Origin of the sequence: Streptomyces sp. NPDC088810 (genome assembly GCF_044750305.1) — a bacterium.
Taxonomy (GTDB): Bacteria; Actinomycetota; Actinomycetes; order Streptomycetales; family Streptomycetaceae; genus Streptomyces.
Genome location: NZ_JBIVJQ010000005.1, coordinates 470,137 through 485,684, shown reverse-complemented (window position 1 = coordinate 485,684; position 15,548 = coordinate 470,137). Strand labels below are relative to the sequence as shown.

16 protein-coding genes and 1 pseudogene are annotated in these 15,548 nt (G+C 70.5%); 10 read left to right on the top strand and 7 right to left on the bottom strand.

Features of this window, described 5'->3' with window-relative positions:
- Positions 1 to 6: 6 nt before the first annotated feature.
- Positions 7 to 480, bottom strand: coding sequence for a carboxymuconolactone decarboxylase family protein (locus ACIP4Y_RS20020; RefSeq protein WP_401395012.1), 474 nt, complete (start codon positions 478 to 480; stop codon positions 7 to 9).
- A 210-nt stretch (positions 481 to 690) separates the two neighbouring features.
- Here ACIP4Y_RS20020 and ACIP4Y_RS20015 point away from each other — a divergent pair, with 210 nt between their 5' ends.
- Positions 691 to 1,065 (top strand): hypothetical protein, encoded by a 375-nt coding sequence (locus ACIP4Y_RS20015; protein WP_401395009.1) that lies wholly within the window; start codon positions 691 to 693, stop codon positions 1,063 to 1,065.
- A gap of 14 nt (positions 1,066 to 1,079) precedes the next feature.
- Here the strand turns inward: ACIP4Y_RS20015 and ACIP4Y_RS20010 are convergent, their stop codons facing one another.
- A complete protein-coding gene (locus ACIP4Y_RS20010) occupies positions 1,080 to 1,544 on the bottom strand; it encodes a hypothetical protein (RefSeq protein WP_401395007.1) in 465 nt (154 codons plus the stop codon).
- Between the two features lie 176 nt (positions 1,545 to 1,720).
- Between ACIP4Y_RS20010 and ACIP4Y_RS20005 the strand changes: the two are divergent.
- Together ACIP4Y_RS20005 and ACIP4Y_RS20000 are read left to right on the top strand one after the other, a co-directional pair.
- Positions 1,721 to 1,927 (top strand): annotated as a pseudogene (locus tag ACIP4Y_RS20005) (maleylpyruvate isomerase N-terminal domain-containing protein); the annotation flags it as partial.
- A gap of 23 nt (positions 1,928 to 1,950) precedes the next feature.
- Positions 1,951 to 2,268 carry a hypothetical protein gene (locus ACIP4Y_RS20000; protein ID WP_401395004.1) on the top strand — a complete coding sequence of 106 codons (318 nt, stop codon included), beginning with the start codon at positions 1,951 to 1,953 and terminating at the stop codon, positions 2,266 to 2,268.
- A 103-nt stretch (positions 2,269 to 2,371) separates the two neighbouring features.
- Here ACIP4Y_RS20000 and ACIP4Y_RS19995 read toward each other — a convergent pair whose 3' ends face one another.
- Positions 2,372 to 2,545, bottom strand: coding sequence for a hypothetical protein (locus tag ACIP4Y_RS19995; protein WP_401395001.1), 174 nt, complete (start codon positions 2,543 to 2,545; stop codon positions 2,372 to 2,374).
- A gap of 198 nt (positions 2,546 to 2,743) precedes the next feature.
- Between ACIP4Y_RS19995 and ACIP4Y_RS19990 the strand changes: the two genes are divergently transcribed.
- On the top strand, positions 2,744 to 2,947 hold the full coding sequence (locus ACIP4Y_RS19990) for a hypothetical protein (protein WP_401394998.1): 204 nt from the start codon (positions 2,744 to 2,746) through the stop codon (positions 2,945 to 2,947).
- 1,890 nt (positions 2,948 to 4,837) lie between these two features.
- On the opposite strand, the gene ACIP4Y_RS19985 is transcribed toward ACIP4Y_RS19990, so the two are convergent.
- Positions 4,838 to 5,599 (bottom strand): phosphoglyceromutase, encoded by a 762-nt coding sequence (locus tag ACIP4Y_RS19985; protein WP_401394995.1) that lies wholly within the window; start codon positions 5,597 to 5,599, stop codon positions 4,838 to 4,840.
- Positions 5,600 to 5,816: 217 nt separating this feature from the next.
- Here ACIP4Y_RS19985 and ACIP4Y_RS19980 point away from each other — a divergent pair, with 217 nt between their 5' ends.
- The 3 genes from ACIP4Y_RS19980 to ACIP4Y_RS19970 all read left to right on the top strand — a co-directional run bounded on the left by ACIP4Y_RS19980 (position 5,817) and on the right by ACIP4Y_RS19970 (position 10,765).
- Complete coding sequence (locus ACIP4Y_RS19980; protein WP_401394992.1) at positions 5,817 to 7,484, top strand: stealth family protein; 1,668 nt, start codon at positions 5,817 to 5,819, stop codon at positions 7,482 to 7,484.
- A 12-nt stretch (positions 7,485 to 7,496) separates the two neighbouring features.
- Positions 7,497 to 9,428, top strand: a complete 1,932-nt coding sequence (locus tag ACIP4Y_RS19975; protein WP_401394989.1) for a stealth family protein — start codon at positions 7,497 to 7,499, stop codon at positions 9,426 to 9,428.
- 77 nt (positions 9,429 to 9,505) lie between these two features.
- Positions 9,506 to 10,765 carry an MDR family MFS transporter gene (locus ACIP4Y_RS19970; RefSeq protein WP_401394987.1) on the top strand — a complete coding sequence of 420 codons (1,260 nt, stop codon included), beginning with the start codon at positions 9,506 to 9,508 and terminating at the stop codon, positions 10,763 to 10,765.
- A gap of 22 nt (positions 10,766 to 10,787) precedes the next feature.
- On the opposite strand, the gene ACIP4Y_RS19965 is transcribed toward ACIP4Y_RS19970, so the two are convergent.
- The gene (locus tag ACIP4Y_RS19965; RefSeq protein WP_401394984.1) at positions 10,788 to 10,997 is read right to left on the bottom strand and encodes a hypothetical protein; all 210 of its coding nucleotides are present in this window, start codon (positions 10,995 to 10,997) and stop codon (positions 10,788 to 10,790) included.
- Between the two features lie 142 nt (positions 10,998 to 11,139).
- On the opposite strand from ACIP4Y_RS19965, the gene ACIP4Y_RS19960 reads away from it, so the two are divergent.
- Entirely contained in the window at positions 11,140 to 11,955 is an 816-nt protein-coding gene (locus tag ACIP4Y_RS19960) for a GAF and ANTAR domain-containing protein (protein ID WP_401394981.1), read from the top strand.
- A 116-nt stretch (positions 11,956 to 12,071) separates the two neighbouring features.
- On the opposite strand, the gene ACIP4Y_RS19955 is transcribed toward ACIP4Y_RS19960, so the two are convergent.
- Both ACIP4Y_RS19955 and phoU read right to left on the bottom strand, forming a co-directional pair.
- The gene (locus ACIP4Y_RS19955; protein ID WP_358640348.1) at positions 12,072 to 12,320 is read right to left on the bottom strand and encodes an SCO4226 family nickel-binding protein; all 249 of its coding nucleotides are present in this window, start codon (positions 12,318 to 12,320) and stop codon (positions 12,072 to 12,074) included.
- 385 nt (positions 12,321 to 12,705) lie between these two features.
- The gene (gene phoU / locus ACIP4Y_RS19950) at positions 12,706 to 13,395 is read right to left on the bottom strand and encodes a phosphate signaling complex protein PhoU (RefSeq protein ID WP_358640350.1); all 690 of its coding nucleotides are present in this window, start codon (positions 13,393 to 13,395) and stop codon (positions 12,706 to 12,708) included.
- Between the two features lie 180 nt (positions 13,396 to 13,575).
- Between phoU and ACIP4Y_RS19945 the strand changes: the two genes are divergently transcribed.
- The gene (locus tag ACIP4Y_RS19945) at positions 13,576 to 14,823 is read left to right on the top strand and encodes a sensor histidine kinase (RefSeq protein ID WP_401394977.1); all 1,248 of its coding nucleotides are present in this window, start codon (positions 13,576 to 13,578) and stop codon (positions 14,821 to 14,823) included.
- Positions 14,820 to 15,500 carry a response regulator transcription factor gene (locus ACIP4Y_RS19940; RefSeq protein ID WP_030342036.1) on the top strand — a complete coding sequence of 227 codons (681 nt, stop codon included), beginning with the start codon at positions 14,820 to 14,822 and terminating at the stop codon, positions 15,498 to 15,500. The genes ACIP4Y_RS19945 and ACIP4Y_RS19940 overlap by 4 nt, the downstream gene beginning before the upstream one ends.
- Positions 15,501 to 15,548 lie beyond the last annotated feature (48 nt).

The following is a 15,548-nucleotide window of genomic DNA, read 5'->3' as shown; positions in this document are numbered from 1 at the left end:
TGAGCCTCAGCCGAACATCCCGGGCACGTAGTCGCCGGCGGGCTGCTGGACGATGACGTTCGCGCGGTTGTAGGCGTTGATCAGCGCGATGAGGGCGATCAGGGCGGCGAGCTGGTCCTCGTCGTAGTGCTTGGCGGCGTTCGCCCAGACCTCGTCCGGGACCCCGCCGGCCGCGTCGGCGATCCGGGTCCCCTGCTCCGTCAGCTCCAGCGCGGCCCGCTCGGCGTCACTGAACACGGTGGCCTCCCGCCAGGCCGCGACCAGGTTCAGCCGGGTCTGCGTCTCCCCGTGGTGCAGGGCCTCCTTGGTGTGCATGTCCGTGCAGAACCCGCACCCGTTGATCTGACTGGCCCGGAGCTTCACCAGCTCCTGCGTGGCAGCGGGCAGCGTGGACTCCGCGATCACCTTCCCGGCGGCGTTGAAGTGCTTGAACAGCTTGCCGGCGACGGGGTTGGCGTGAAGGTTGAGCCGAGCGTCCATGGTGTGCTCCTGGGTGGTTGCGGCTGCTTGCACCTCATTGACGGAGGGGGCGGCGAGGATGTGACACCGCCGCATGTGAGCCGCGTCACTCCCGCTGCTGCATTGGCACCACGCCCGTCACCGGGACGTGGGACCAGCCCCCCGCCCGCCAGGACGGACGCCGGAGAGCGTGTGAGGCTCACGTCAGGCCCCACCTGCCAGGAGGACCCCTTGACGAACCGCACCGCACACCGCCTGCTCGGCGCCGCCGCGGCGCTGGCCGCAGGCGCCACAGCCCTGCTCGGCACCGGCGCCGGCACCGCCGCCGCATCCGGGAGGGCCCACTGCGACCGCGCCGAGCGCCCCATATGGAGCGAGGGCCCCAGCCGCAACGTCACCGCCCGCGGCTGCGACATCCCGGACCAGCGGCACCGCTGGTACCTCATCGACATCGACACCCTCGTCCAGCCCCGCCACAAGACCGACTACCTGGGCGAGTCCCTCGACGGCACCAGCACCCTCCACGACAGGACCATGCGATGCCTGGGCTACACGAGGGACGACCACGTGGTGAACTGGTTCGGCTGCGTACCGGACCTGACCTGACTGGTCCGGTGTTGTCACAGGTGTTGCCTGGCTGCTCTGACCAGTCGGCTGATGTCGTCACGGGTCCGTACCCTGGCGTCATCGAGTTCGTTTCTGCTGCCTGTCTTGGGCAGCGCCGTCACGTCTGCGAGCACGTCCTCCGCGGCCCCGCTCAACGCCTCGTCATCGGTGAGCATCTGGACCCGGAACAGCGCCTCTTGGGCGTGGAAGCGTAGGTCGTAGGCGCGGATCCGCACCATGTCGGGGTCCTCTGGTGGCGGCTGCTCGTGCTCGCAGAACCAGAGGTGGACCAGACAGCGGCGGTAGTTGACCAACGCGCCGGCGTAGGCGGAGTAGGCATCGAGTCGTTCCTGCCGGAGCTTCTCCCGGCGGGCGAACCGGTGGCCCCTGTCGGCGGTGCGCTGCTGGAACGCCAGGGTGATCCCCGAACCGAGCAGCGTTCCCAGGACGGCTATACCGCTGGCGATGATGGTCTCCACCCCACAAGCTGATCACGCGTTGTCCGTGCCTCGTCCACCAGTGCGGCGAGGTCGGCGGTGTCTTCGGATGGTGCGTACAAGCTGCCGGGGGAGCCTGACGTGGCGGCCGGCCCCTGCTGAGTGCCAAGCGTTCGACCGCCTTCCGCGCCGCGGTCGCCTCCGCGTCCGGCCTCGACGTGCAGGTGCCGACCTGCCCCGGGTGGACGCTGTTCGATCTGGTGCAGCATCTGGGCGGGGGGCAGCGCTACCGGGCCGGCAACGTCGCCGCAGGCCCCGCCGACACGCGCCCGCCGAAGCCGTCTCCGGAAGTGCCCCGGGAGCGCGAGGCCCTGCTGGCCTGGTCGGCCGAGTCGACGGAGCAGCTGCCCAGCTCACCCTGGGCAGCGCGCAGCCGCTGCCGGACGAGGTGGCTCTCGACGGCGTGGAGGAGTTCCTGTCCACCTGCTGCGCAACGACGAGTGCCAGGCCGCACAAGCCCGCTGCCCTCGACTTCCACGCCACCGAGGGCCGCTCGTGGCGCCTCACGCTCTCCGGCGACGGCGCACGGTCGACCCGTCTCACCACGGCTGCGGGCGAGGCCCCGGACGCGGCCGACGCCTCCGCCCGGGGCACGGCCGGCGACCTGGTCCTCGTTCTGTACGGCCGTATTCCGGTGGACTCCCTGACGCTCGACGGCGACCGAGTTCTCTTCGACCAGCTCCAGGGGTGGGAGCCGGAGGACTAGGACGCGGCCCGCAGCGGGCCCGGACCGCGAGCATGCCCCCGATCCGCGCCGTCAGCGCAACCCGGCCACCGCCGCTGGACCACCCTCGCAGGTGGTGACAGTTTCAGTGCTTGAAGGAGCCCTTGATCCCCTCTTTGGCGCCCCGCATCTTGCCCCGCGCCTCTAGGGCGGCACCCTTTACTGCGAGATCATTTTTGTGCACCGCGTGAGCCAGCGTCCGTACGGCCTTTCCGACAACCTGCTCGGCCTTTGCTTTGGCCTTCTCTCCGGCACTCATCTCAGTACCTCCACGCTCACTGGCCGAGTGCCCTCGAGGGAGGGGAGGCATGTCCACCCTGCGCCGGCACCATCCGGCCGGCGTGATCTCCTCCGACAGCACTGTCACCCGAATGGCTCAACATGACGTGCCACCCACATGGGTGAAGATCAGGCTGATTAGTGCCCCAACCGAGGCAATCCGTGAAAGGCGAACCAAATGCGCATTCGACGAATCCTCGCCGCCGTCATCGCCACGGCAGCCCTCGCCGGACTCGGCCTCACAGGCGCCGCCACAGCCGCCGCCGCACAGGGTGCGCCATCCGCCGTCACCCCTTCCGAGTGCAGGCAGGGCGGTGGAATGGCCGATCTGTCGGACAACACCTGCAAGGGCGGTACGCACGACGGAGAGCAGATCGACTAACCCGCACCAGGCGCCCCGCAGCCACGCGCCGCCGGGCGCTCCCGCGCGAGCGCAGCGAGCTGGTGTACGGCAGCCGAGAGCGGGTTTCCAGGGAGGTCCCGCACCGCCGAAATTCCCCTGCTCTGCGCTTTCGGTGCAGAGCAGGGGAATGATCACGCGAGCTACTTCTTCTTGCCCTGGGTCTTGCCGGGGATCTTGATGACCTGTGTTTTCCCTGTTCAGAGACGGCAGGCCCGTGCGCCTGGTGGTCGTCATTGGTCGGGCCACTGCTGAGCATCCTCGGATGGCCCAGGGACGGCCCAGCCGGGGGCCCTCAGACCTTGTCATCTCGCGTTGTGTCTTGGGTCCGAGAATCCAGCCTGGGACACCTGGCTTACCCAGGGCAGGGCGCATGGCCAAGGGGATCGGGCGAGCCGGTGCACGCGGGTCAGTACGTCGAGCGCTCTTCGAAGTGCACGCTTTCCAGCTGCGTTGGTGGGGTGCTGGACGGTGTGCAGAGAGGTTCACCGGCGTCTGTTGGGCGCTCGCCGCCAAGCTGGGATCGGCTCTCGGCGCTGGCTGAACGCTGGTGAACCGCGCTGAATGAGACCGAAACTGAGACGGTCCGTCCGGCGGTCGTTGTCAGTGGCCTCGCCTGGCTTCCTCACGGGAACGTGCCACCTACCCCGAAGCCGCTCAGTACGGCAGTGTGTCTCCGACTGTCTGCATTACTCACAAGGGGGATCGGCGTTGTGGGAGCAGTTGCCTGCTTTGGCCGGCGTAGTCGTAGGAGCCGTCGGCTCCTACGTGGCGGCCAGCCTCACGGAACGGAACCGGTGGCGACGGGCCAGAGCCGAACGCTGGGATCAGAAGAGGCTGGACACCTACGCATCCTATGCAAACACCTTGAAACATCAGATCAACATTGCGCAGCGCATAGGGGCAGCAAGGGGATTCCAGCACGCTGTGGACCCTCTGCATCCGGAACAGGGCCTCGCACAGCTTGCCGAGGCCGAGGCGCGGCGTGCAGCCGAGTGGGAATCCGTCCTGCTCGTAGGGGATGCCGAGACCATAGGGGCGGCTCGAAAGTGGCACGAGGCTGTGTGGAATGTCGAACTCTATGCTCGAGGCCTGAAGGACGACCTTGCCGGTTGGGAGAGAGCGGTTCGGCAGATGAGCCGAGCACGTGACGACTTCTACGCACTTGCACGCCGTGACCTGGGCATCTCGGGGCCGCCCCCACCGTCCGGCAACTGGCCCCGTGTCTGGCAGCAACAGGACGAGACGGGCTAGGAGTGCCCTGATGAGGGCACCAGGGCACTCACTTCGCGGCGGTGAGGCCTCCGGCCATCCGAGTGCCGGTTAGAAAGCACCACCAGTAGCCACCACGGCACGCGCGTCGCCCGATCACGCACGCGTATGCCTCGCTGCACCCCCACCGGCCTCAGCCACGCCACCGGCGCGGTCGACCAGAGCAATCTACGAGGGCCGGCGCGTGATAACGGCGTCTGAACCCTCAGCTTGGGAAGCTGCGATCATCTGGGGCCCCTTCGGGCGCTGTGGGCGAACGCGTGGAAAAGGGCTCCGCTTGGACGAGCGGCTGATCATAGGTTCTTAAGGGCAGAACATTGTGAACATGTGGAGCGTACTGGCGCCCTACATCTACCGGGAGCGCGAGCTGACGACGAAGGCAATGATCTACTTCGAGGATCTGGCCTACAGAGCCCAAGCAAGGCCACAAGCCAGGGTCCACGCTGAGCTACGTCTCCGGATCAGCCCCCCGCGACCGTCTTCCACTTCAGAGTGAGTTTGCGCGGCCCGCGGCACCGTACGGCCCAGAGACGGCCCCAGCGCAGCAGCAAGCCCCCTCCCAGCGAAGAAACCGCAGGCAGGGGGCTTACTGGTGGGCGCTTACTTCTTCTTGCCCTGGTTCTTGACCGCCTCGATCGCGGCCGCTGCCGCCTCCGGGTCGAGGTACTTGCCGCCCGGGGTCAGCGGCTTGAAGTCGGCGTCCAGCTCGTAGTAGAGGGGGATGCCGGTCGGGATGTTCAGGCCCGCGATGTCGGCGTCGGAGATGCCGTCCAGGTGCTTGACCAGGGCGCGCAGGCTGTTGCCGTGGGCGGCGACCAGGACCGTGCGGCCGGTCAGCAGGTCGGGGACGATCGCGTCGTACCAGTAGGGGAGCATCCGGATGACGACGTCCTTCAGGCACTCCGTGCGCGGGCGCAGCTCCGGCGGGATGGAGGCGTAGCGGGCGTCGTTCGCCTGGGAGAACTCGGAGTCGTCCGACAGCGGCGGGGGCGGGGTGTCGTACGAGCGGCGCCAGAGCATGAACTGCTCCTCGCCGAACTCGGCCAGCGTCGCCGCCTTGTCCTTGCCCTGGAGGGCGCCGTAGTGGCGCTCGTTCAGGCGCCACGAGCGGTGGACGGGGATCCAGTGGCGGTCCGCGGCCTCCAGGGCCAGCTGGGCCGTGCGGATCGCACGCTTCTGGAGGGACGTGTGGACCACGTCGGGCAGGAGATCGGCGTCCTTCAGGAGCTCGCCACCGCGGACTGCCTCCTTCTCGCCCTTCTCGTTGAGGTTGACGTCCACCCAGCCGGTGAACAGGTTCTTCGCGTTCCACTCGCTCTCGCCGTGGCGGAGGAGGATCAGCTTGTACGGTGCGTCGGCCATGGCCTCGAGCCTACCTAAGGGGGTTCCGGGACGGGACGCGCGCGGGCGCCCTGGCACGGCCGCCCATGGGCCGGCTTCGAGCGCGTTGCCCGGCTCGCTAAGTTTCGGTTAATTCTCGTACAACCATTCGCCACATTCGTGTGTCTGCTTATCGCAGGAAGTTGAGGGGTCAGGAAGAGGAGCACAGAACGTGACCGTGCGTTCCTTTGCGCGGCGGATGCGACCGCGAGTCGAGCGGAAGGCCGCCGAGCGGGTGTGGCAGCTCCGTACCATGCGACGGCGCCGCAAGGCCGCGGTCACCGATCCGGTGCTGCGCCCGGTCGCGGTGCGCGGCCAGCAGTTCTACGGCCGGGTCGTGGACCGGTTCAGCGCCGCCGAGGCGGCCGCCTCGAACCTGGATCTGGTGGTCGGCGCGCTGGAGCAGGAGGGGATCTCCTACTTCCTGGTGTCGTCCCGGGCCCGTTACACGGTCGGCGTGAACGCCGTGGACCGGGAGCGGCTGCTCACCGCGCTGGAGGCGCGGCACGCGGGGACGGCCGTGTTCATCGGCCGGCCGCTGCCCGGCGGCCAGCTCAAGAACCCGGCCCTGTTCCTGGACGGCGTCCTGCCCGCCGCCCTGCGCACCGCTCCCGTGCTGCGCGTCGGCGAGAACCACCTCGGCCCCGCCGGCCAGCTGCTCGCCGGGCCGGAGCTGGCCTGTGACGTGGAGTTCTGGGAGGACGGCGGGGAGCTGCTCGCCTCCGCCGACGGGCCCCGGCGGCTGGCCAAGGTGCAGCCGCAGGCGTCCGAGGACATCTTCGCCGAGTCGCTCGTCACGCCCCGTAACAACGGAATCACGGACGTGCTGCCGGTGAGCGAGCAGAAGCCGGTCACCGTGCGGGTCGGCGAGCGGGAGCTGCCGAGCTTCGCCCCGCTGACGCTGCCGACCGTGAACCAGGTGACCTTCCCGGTCGACGTCGTCTACACCTGGGTGGACGGCGAGGAGCCGGCGATGCGGGCCAAGCGGGCCCGGTACCAGGAGCACGGCATGGCCGAGATCCTGGACAAGGAGACCAACGCCTCCCGCTACACCAGCCACGACGAGCTGAAGTACTCGCTGCGTTCGCTCGCGATGTACGCCGACTTCATCCGGCACATCTACATCGTGACCGACGGCCAGAAGCCGCACTGGCTCGACGACACCGCCCCCGGGATCACGGTCGTCGACCACCGCGACATCTTCCCCGCGGACGTGCTGCCCGTCTTCAACTCGCACGCGATCGAGACCCGGCTGCACCACATACCGGGCCTGTCCGAGCACTACCTGTACTTCAACGACGACGTGTTCGTCGGCCGCCGGGTCACCCCGGAGCACTTCTTCTTCGGCAGCGGTCTGATGAAGATCCCGGTGTCGCCGCTGAAGATCGGCGTCGGCAAGCCGCACGCCGAGGAGACCGCCACCAACTCCGCCAGCAAGAACGTACGGCGGCTGCTGCTGGAGAAGTTCGGGCGGATGACCACGAACAACTTCATGCACACCCCGCTGCCGCAGCAGCGCGGCACCCTGCTGGCGCTGGAGGAGCTGTTCGCGGAGGACATCCGGCGCACCACCGCGTCCCGGTTCCGCTCGCCGCAGGACATCGCCATGACCGCGCCGCTGCTCTACCAGTACGCGCTGATGACCGGCCAGGGCGTGCCCGGCAAGTTCAGCTTCCGGTACGTGAACATCAGCCGGCCCGACGCCGAGCGCCGCCTGAACGACCTGCGCCGCAACCGCCGCTTCGACTTCTTCTGCCTGAACGACGTCGACGTGCCGCCGGAGGAGCGGGAGCAGGTCAGCGTGCGGATGCACGAGTTCCTGGAGAACTACTTCCCCTTCCCGAGCCCCTTCGAGAAGCAGAGCTGACGGGCGGCGGCCATGGCCATCGACCTCCGTGACCGTCTCGCGGCGCCGACGCCGGGACTGCGGGCCGTCCGGGACCTCCTGGTGCGCCTGCGGCTGTGGCTGTCGGCCCGCCTCTGGGCGCTGCGCGCCGCCCCGGCCCGCCGCCGGCTGCGCGCCGCCGTCCCGGGGCTGCGCCGGGTCGCCTGCGGACCGGTACGGCTGTACGGGCGTACGGTCGCCGGGTACACCGCGGCGGAGGCCGCCGCCGCCGACCTGGAGCAGGTGTGCGCCCTGCTGGAGTCGGCGGGCGTGCCGTACTTCCTGGTCCCCGCCGAGCAGGGGCCCGGGGTGCCGCGGCCGGTGGTCGGGGTGGCGGAGTCGTACCGCAGCGCGGTGCTCGCCCAGGCGGGGCGGCACTTCGCGCACAGTGCCGCGTACGTCGGTGCGGTGGGGCCGGACGGTGCGGTGACGAGCGCGGTGCTGTGGGCCGACGGCAGGCTGCCGCGGGCGCTGCGCGCGGCGCAGGTGCTGCGGGCCGGGCTGGTGCGGCTGGGGCCCGGCGGGCAGGTGCTCGGCGGGCTGGAGGCGGGCTGCGACATCGAGTTCTGGCGGTACGGGCGGGAGCTGGGCGCGGACCCGGCGCACCTGACCGTGCCGGGGACCCGGTTGCAGGACGACTTCGGTCCGGCGCTGGTCGCTCCACGCCGCAACGCCGTGTCCGAGGTGCTGCCGACGGATTCCTGGCAGCCGACCGCGGTCGCGGGGCGGGAGCCGGGTACGGCGGCGGAGCAGCCTCTGGTGGCGATGCCGGAGCAGCGTGCGGCGACGGGAGCGGGGCAGCAGCCGGTGCCGGCCGGGGGCGGTGGGGCGCGGCGGGCCGTGCCGACGTTCGCGGCCTTCGCCGAGCCGGGGATCGACCAGGTCTGCTTCCCCGTCGACGCCGTGTACACCTGGGTCGACGGGGACGACCCGGCGATGGCCGTGAAGCGCCGGGCCCACCAGGCGCTCTCCGACAACGTCATCGCCCCGCGCGAGACCGGCGCCTCCCGCTACACCAGCCACGACGAGCTGAAGTACGCGCTGCGGTCGCTGGAGATGTACGCCGGTTTCATCCGGAACGTCTATCTCGTGACCGACTCGCAGACACCGTCCTGGCTGGACCCGGAGGCGGCGGGCCTGACCGTGGTCGACCACCGGGACATCCTCCCGGCCGACGCGCTGCCCGTCTTCAACTCGCACGCGATAGAGAGCCGGCTGCACCACATCCCCGGCCTGTCGGAGCACTACCTCTACTTCAACGACGACGTCTTCATCAACCGGCCGGTGCGGGCCGAGAACTTCTTCCACGGCAACGGCATCGCCCGCATCCCGCTGTCCCCGCTCAAGCTCGGGGTCGGCGCCCCGCACCCGCTGGAGCCCGCGCCGAACTCGGCCGGGAAGAACGCCCGCGAGGTGATCCGGCGCTTCCACGGCAGGTACGTCACGCACAAGTCGCTGCACACCCCGCACCCCCAACTGCTGTCGGTCATGCGGGAGATGGAGAGCCTCGGCATCGAGGAGCTGGAGCGGACGTCGTACTCGCGCTTCCGGTCCACCTCCGACGTCGCCCCGGCGTCCACGCTGCACCACCACTGGGCGATCGCGACGGGCCGGGCGGTGCCGGCGGAGTACAGCTTCCGGTACGTCCAGCTGGGCACCCCGGACATGCGGCGCCGCCTGGCGCGCCTCGCGGCCGGTGAGGACGTGGACTTCTTCTGCCTCAACGACGTGGACACCGCCCCGGCGGACCGGGCGGCGGCGCAGACGGCCATCCGCGCCTTCCTGGAGCGGAAGTACCCGTTCCCGAGCCGCTTCGAGCGGGCGGCCCGGACCCCGTCGTACCCGGCCGCGGGACGGGAGGCCCCCGCGCGGCGCCGCCCGTCGCGCCGTACGTCCGCCCGCGGCCCGATGGACGCCGTCCGCTAATTGAGTGGTGCTGCCCAGACCCCCGTTTGTAAGTTGTGCTGTCGTTCAGAGCTGCTTACAAACGTGGGGGATCCGAGATGTCGCCAGCCCGTGTGAGACGTGCCGTCCGCGAATCCGTCTCCGGGTTGCCCCGCGCGTTCTGGTGGCTGTGGACCAGCACCCTCGTCAACCGGCTGGGCGCCTTCGTGGCCACGTTCATGGCGCTCTACCTGACGCTCGAGCGCGGGTACTCGGCCTCGTACGCCGGTCTCGTCGCCTCCCTGCACGGGCTCGGCGGGGTCGTCTCCTCGCTGGGCGGCGGGGTCATGGCCGACCGGCTCGGCAGGCGGCCCACGCTGCTCATCGCGCAGACCGCCACGGCCGCCTCCGTCGCGCTGCTCGGCTTCATGGCCGACCCGGTCGCCATCGCCTGCGTCGCCTTCCTCGTCGGCATGGCCTCCAACGCCTCCCGGCCGGCCGTGCAGGCGATGATGGCCGACATCGTCCGCCCCGAGGACCGGGTACGGGCCTTCTCCCTCAACTACTGGGCGATCAACCTCGGCTTCGCGGTCTCCTCCATGGCCGCCGGGTTCATCGCCGAGGTCAGCTATCGCGCCGGCTTCCTGATCGAGGCCGGGATGACCCTGGCCTGCGCGCTCGTCGTCTTCGCGAAGCTGCCCGAGTCGCGGCCCGCGCCCGCGGCCAAGCAGGCTCAGGCGGAGGTCGGCCTCGGCACGGTGCTGCGGGACGGGCGGTACATGGCCGTCGTCGGGCTGTCCTTCCTCGTCGCCCTGGTCTTCCAGCAGGGCTCGGTCGGACTGCCGGTGGCCATGGGGCGGGCCGGGTTCTCGCCCGCCGACTACGGCCTGGCCATCGCCGTCAACGGCATCCTGATCGTCGCCCTGCAGATCCCCGTCACCCGGTTCATCGAGCACCGCGACCCGCGCACCCTGCTGGTCGCCTCCTCGCTCCTCGCCGGGTACGGCTTCGGGCTCACCGCCTTCGCCGGCTCGGTCGGCGTCTTCATGCTCACCGTGTGCGTGTGGACCCTCGCCGAGATCGTGAGCGCCCCGACGCAGACGGGCCTGGTCGTCCGCCTCTCCCCGGTCCACGGCCGCGGCCGCTACCAGGGCATGTACACCCTCTCCTGGTCCGTCGCCGCGCTCGTCGCCCCGCTGATGTCGGGCGCGGTCATCGACCACCTCGGCGCGGGCTGGCTGTGGGGCATGTGCGCGGGCGTCGGGACGGCGGCGGGGCTCGGCTACGGCGTCCTCATGCGCCGCCTGCCCCAGGAGCAGCCGGCGCGGGGCCGTGCCGAGCCGGAGCCGGAGCAGGGGGCGGCGGTCCGGACGGCGTAGGCGGCCGTCGTCCGCGCCGTCGTCAGGAGAAGAAACCCGCCCAGTACTCGGCACGGCCGCACACGAAATCGTCCGGCCGTTCCTCCCGCAGCACCTCGTACCTGTCGCGGAAGGCCTTTAGGGCGTCATGGAGCGAGCAGCCGAGGTGCTCACGGAGGGCTTTGATGCCGAGGATGATCTGCGCGTTCAGGATCTGTTCGTCGGCGATGTCGACTGCGGCGCCATCGGTCATGGTGGTGATGGAAGGCGATCAGGGGGGTCTTCCGCAACGCGTTTTTCGCCGCCCGGTCCGCCGGTTACTTCCCTCGTCCTGGGAACCCGATATCAGGACATGAGTGGATCATTTGGTGGATAACTGTGCTGTGGCGGGAGTGATGAGCATGCCGCCCGAGAAGTACGGGCCGTCGGCCGGCGGTGGCGGGCCGCCCGAGGCCGAGGTACGGCTGCGGGTCCGCGAGATGCTGGACGCCGCCGCCCGGGGTACCGACGACCCACAGGCCGTACCCGGCGCGCTGTGCACCGCGTGCGTGCGGCTGCTGCCCGTCACCGGTTGCTCGGTGTCGATCTCCGGCGGCACCGGAATCCGCGTGACGTGGTGTGCCAGCGACCGGGTCGCCGCGCGGCTGGCGGAGTTGCAGTACACCCTGGGTGACGGCCCCTGCCAGGACGCGCTCGACCGGGGCGCCCCCATCCTCGCGGCCGACCTCACCCGGGGCCCCGACGCCGGCCGCTGGCCGATCTTCGCGCACGAGGCGGTGGCTCTCGGCGCCCGCGCGGTGTTCTCCCTGCCGCTCGGCGTCACCGGGGCCGCCATCGGCACGCTCGACCTCTACAGCGAGCAGGCGGGCGGGCTCGCCGCGCCCGATCTGCGGGTGGCGCTGTGGGTGCGGGACGCGGTCACCTTCGCCCTGATGAACCTCCGGGTCAGCGGCTGCGGCGGCCCGGACGAGGACACGGAGGACGCGGTGGCCTCCTGGGTGGCGGCCTCGGAGGCCGACCACACCGAGGTCTACCAGGCCGTCGGCATGGTGATGGTGCAACTGGACGTCGACCCCGAGCAGGCCCTGGACCGCCTGCGCGCCCGCGCCTACGCCGACGGCCGCACGGTCAGCCAGGTGGCCCGAGAGGTGCTGTCCCGCCGCCTGAACTTCCGCCCGGAGACATATGGCGGCGACCCCGCCTGGCCGTAGTCCCCGCCAGGACCCACGGCCGACCGCGGGGGCCTGGCCCCGGCTCGCCGCGCCGGTCCCGCCCCGCGGCCGAGCTGATCCCGCCTGCGCCGAGGCAGCCACTCCCCCTCTGGCCCTCACGCCTCCAGCGGTACCGGGTGTACCTCGTCCGCGCGGTGGCCGGCGCGTTCGTGGACGCGTTGGACCGCCTCGGCCGAGGGAGCGTCGGAGAGGCAGTAGACGGTGCCGGACTCCGGGTCCGCCCAGGCGTGTTCGAAGTGCACGGACTCGTCCTCCTCGAGGGCGAGGTCGGCCTGGTGCGCCTCCAGCAGCTGGTCGGCCGTGATGCCCTGCATGCCGCGGTGTACGTCCATGAACTTGGCCATGACCCACACCTCCTGTTCTCGCCGGTGCTTCCATGCTGCGCCCGGCGGACGGGAGGGGCATCCGGGACGGCGAAGGGCCGGTGTGAACCCCGTTCACACCGGCCCGGTGCCGTTCAGCCGCACTGGCACGGATTGCCCGACTGGCACCCGCAGCTGCATCCGGAGCCGCAGCCGCACGCGCCGAACAACGGAAGGCTCCTGATCTCGGCGGGCTGCTCGGTCTCGCGCTCCTGCGTGGGATCGGGCGTGATGCTGGGGGACTCGGCCATGGGACCCTCCTAGACCTTGGGCAGGGATGCCCTCGCCCATTCCATGCCCGTTCCGCCGGGCGCATCAACGGCGCACGGAGGCGTTCACGCGCCGGACCCGGCCCTCCCCGGAGGGGCTACGCGCCGTCGACGCCCGTCACCGGCTGGATGTCCTGCTGGAGCTCGTCCGCGTGCTCACCGGTGACCAGGTAGACGACCCGCTTGGCGACGGCCACGGCGTGGTCGGCGTACCGCTCGTAGTAGCGGCCCAGCAGGGTGACGTCCACGGCCGTCTCGATGCCGTGCTTCCAGCGGTCGTCGATCAGGTGCTGGAAGAGGGTGCGGTGCAGCAGGTCCATCTCGTCGTCGTCCTGCTCCAGCTGGAGCGCGAGATCGACGTCCTTGGTGATGATGACCTCGGCGGCCTTCGCCATCAGGCGCTGCGCGAGCTGGCCCATCTCCAGGATCGTGGCGTGCAGGTCGTTCGGCACCGCCCGGTTCGGGAAGCGCAGCCGCGCCAGCTTCGCCACGTGCTGGGCGAGGTCGCCGGAACGCTCCAGGTCGGCGGACATCCGCAGCGACGTGACGACGATCCGCAGGTCCGTGGCCACCGGCTGCTGCCGGGCCAGCAGTGCTATCGCTCGGGCCTCCAGGTCGTGCTGGAGCTGGTCGACCTTCTGGTCGGCCTCGATCACGCTCTCGGCCAGCTTCAGGTCGGCGTCCAGCATGGCGGTCGTGGCGCGCCCGATCGCCGAGCCGACCAGCCGGGCCATCTCCACCAGTCCGTCGCCGATCGAGTCCAGTTCCTCGTGGTACGCGTCCCGCATCAGGGTTCCCTCTCATTGGCGTGCTTGGTCCCCACGCTCCCACGTTCCGACCCGCACGCGTCTGTTTCCGCCACCCCAAATGAACCGGTACTGGCTGCAAGGTGAACTCTGGGCGACGAGTGTTCGAGGTCGGACCTCGACGGCTGTGGTCATGTCGTACCCCATGCCTAACCTGGAGACATGGACGTGAACGCGGCGGTCGCCGCAGCGGCAGCGATCGCCGGGGTGCTCACCGGTGTCATCGCCGTCCTGGCGTTCCGCTGGAGCGAACGCGACCAGAAGCGACCGACCAGGACTTCCTTGCACACTGATCCCGTACTCCCGCCCGGCGTGGACACCGTACTGTCGGTGCTGCGCTCCTCCGCCGTCGTCCTCGACGAAGCCGACGCCGTCGTCAAGGCCAGCTCCGCCGCGTACGCCCTCGGGCTGGTCCGCGGCGGCAAGCTCGCCGTCGAGCCCATGCTCCAGATGGCCCGGGACACCAGACGGGACGGGGAGATACGGCAGGTCGAGCTGGACCTGCCCCGGCGCGGCACCGGACGCGGCGAGGCGCTCGCCGTCTCCGCGCGCGTGGCCCCACTCGGCTCCCGCCTGGTCATGCTGCTGGTCGAGGACCTGACGGAGGCCCGCCGCATCGAGGCGGTACGACGCGACTTCGTGGCGAACGTCAGCCATGAGCTGAAGACGCCCGTCGGTGCTCTCTCCCTGCTGTCCGAGGCCGTCATGGACGCCTCCGACGACCCCGAGGCCGTACAGCGCTTCGCGGGCCGCATGCAGATCGAGGCGACCCGCCTGACCAACCTGGTCCAGGAGCTGATCGACCTCTCCCGGGTGCAGAACGACGACCCGCTGGAGGACGCCGAGCCGGTCCGGGTGGACGAGCTGGTCGCCGAGGCCATCGACCGCTGCCGGCACCAGGCGGGCACCAAGCAGATCACCATCGCCGCCGGAGGCGCGGCCGACCTGCACGTCTGGGGCAACCGGGGGCAGCTGGCCGCCGCCCTCGGCAACCTGGTCGAGAACGCCGTCAACTACTCCCCGGCCCGCACCCGCGTCGGCATAGCCGTCCGCCGGGTGGCCGCGGCGGGCGGTGACATGATCGAGCTGGCCGTGACCGACCAGGGCATCGGCATCTCGGACAAGGACAAGGAGCGCATCTTCGAGCGCTTCTACCGGGTCGATCCGGCCCGCTCGCGGGCCACCGGCGGCACCGGTCTGGGTCTCGCGATCGTCAAGCACGTGGTCGCCTCGCACGGCGGGGAGGTCACGGTCTGGAGCGCCGAAGGCCAGGGCTCCACCTTCACCCTCAGGCTGCCGGAGGCGGGCGCGGCCCGCGACCGCGCACAGCAGCACCCGGACCTCGAGGACGAGGCCGGCACCGATTCATCCCCGTACGAACCGCTTCCCGCCCCGGAGGTCCTTCCGTGACCCGAGTGCTCGTCGTCGAGGACGAGGAGTCCTTCTCCGACGCCCTGTCGTACATGCTCCGCAAGGAGGGCTTCGAGGTCGCCGTCGCGGCGACCGGCCCCGACGGCCTGGACGAGTTCGAGCGCAACGGCGCCGACCTGGTCCTCCTCGACCTGATGCTGCCGGGCCTGCCCGGCACGGAGGTCTGCCGCCAGCTGCGCGGCCGTTCCAACGTCCCCGTGATCATGGTGACGGCCAAGGACAGCGAGATCGACAAGGTCGTCGGTCTCGAGATAGGAGCCGACGACTACGTCACCAAGCCGTTCTCCTCGCGCGAGCTGGTCGCCCGCATCCGCGCGGTGCTGCGCCGGCGCGGCGAGCCGGAGGAGGTCACCCCGGCCGCACTGGAGGCGGGCCCGGTCCGCATGGACGTCGACCGGCACGTGGTCACCGTCGCCGGCTCCAAGGTCGACCTCCCGCTGAAGGAGTTCGACCTGCTGGAGATGCTGCTGCGCAACGCGGGCCGGGTGCTCACCCGCATGCAGCTCATCGACCGCGTCTGGGGCGCCGACTACGTGGGCGACACCAAAACTCTCGACGTCCACGTCAAGCGCCTGCGCGCCAAGATCGAGCCCGATCCCGGCGCGCCGCGTTATCTGGTGACGGTCCGGGGGCTGGGGTACAAGTTCGAGCCGTAGGCCGTACCGCGCGGACACGACCGAGGGCGGCACCCCGTGCGGGGTGCC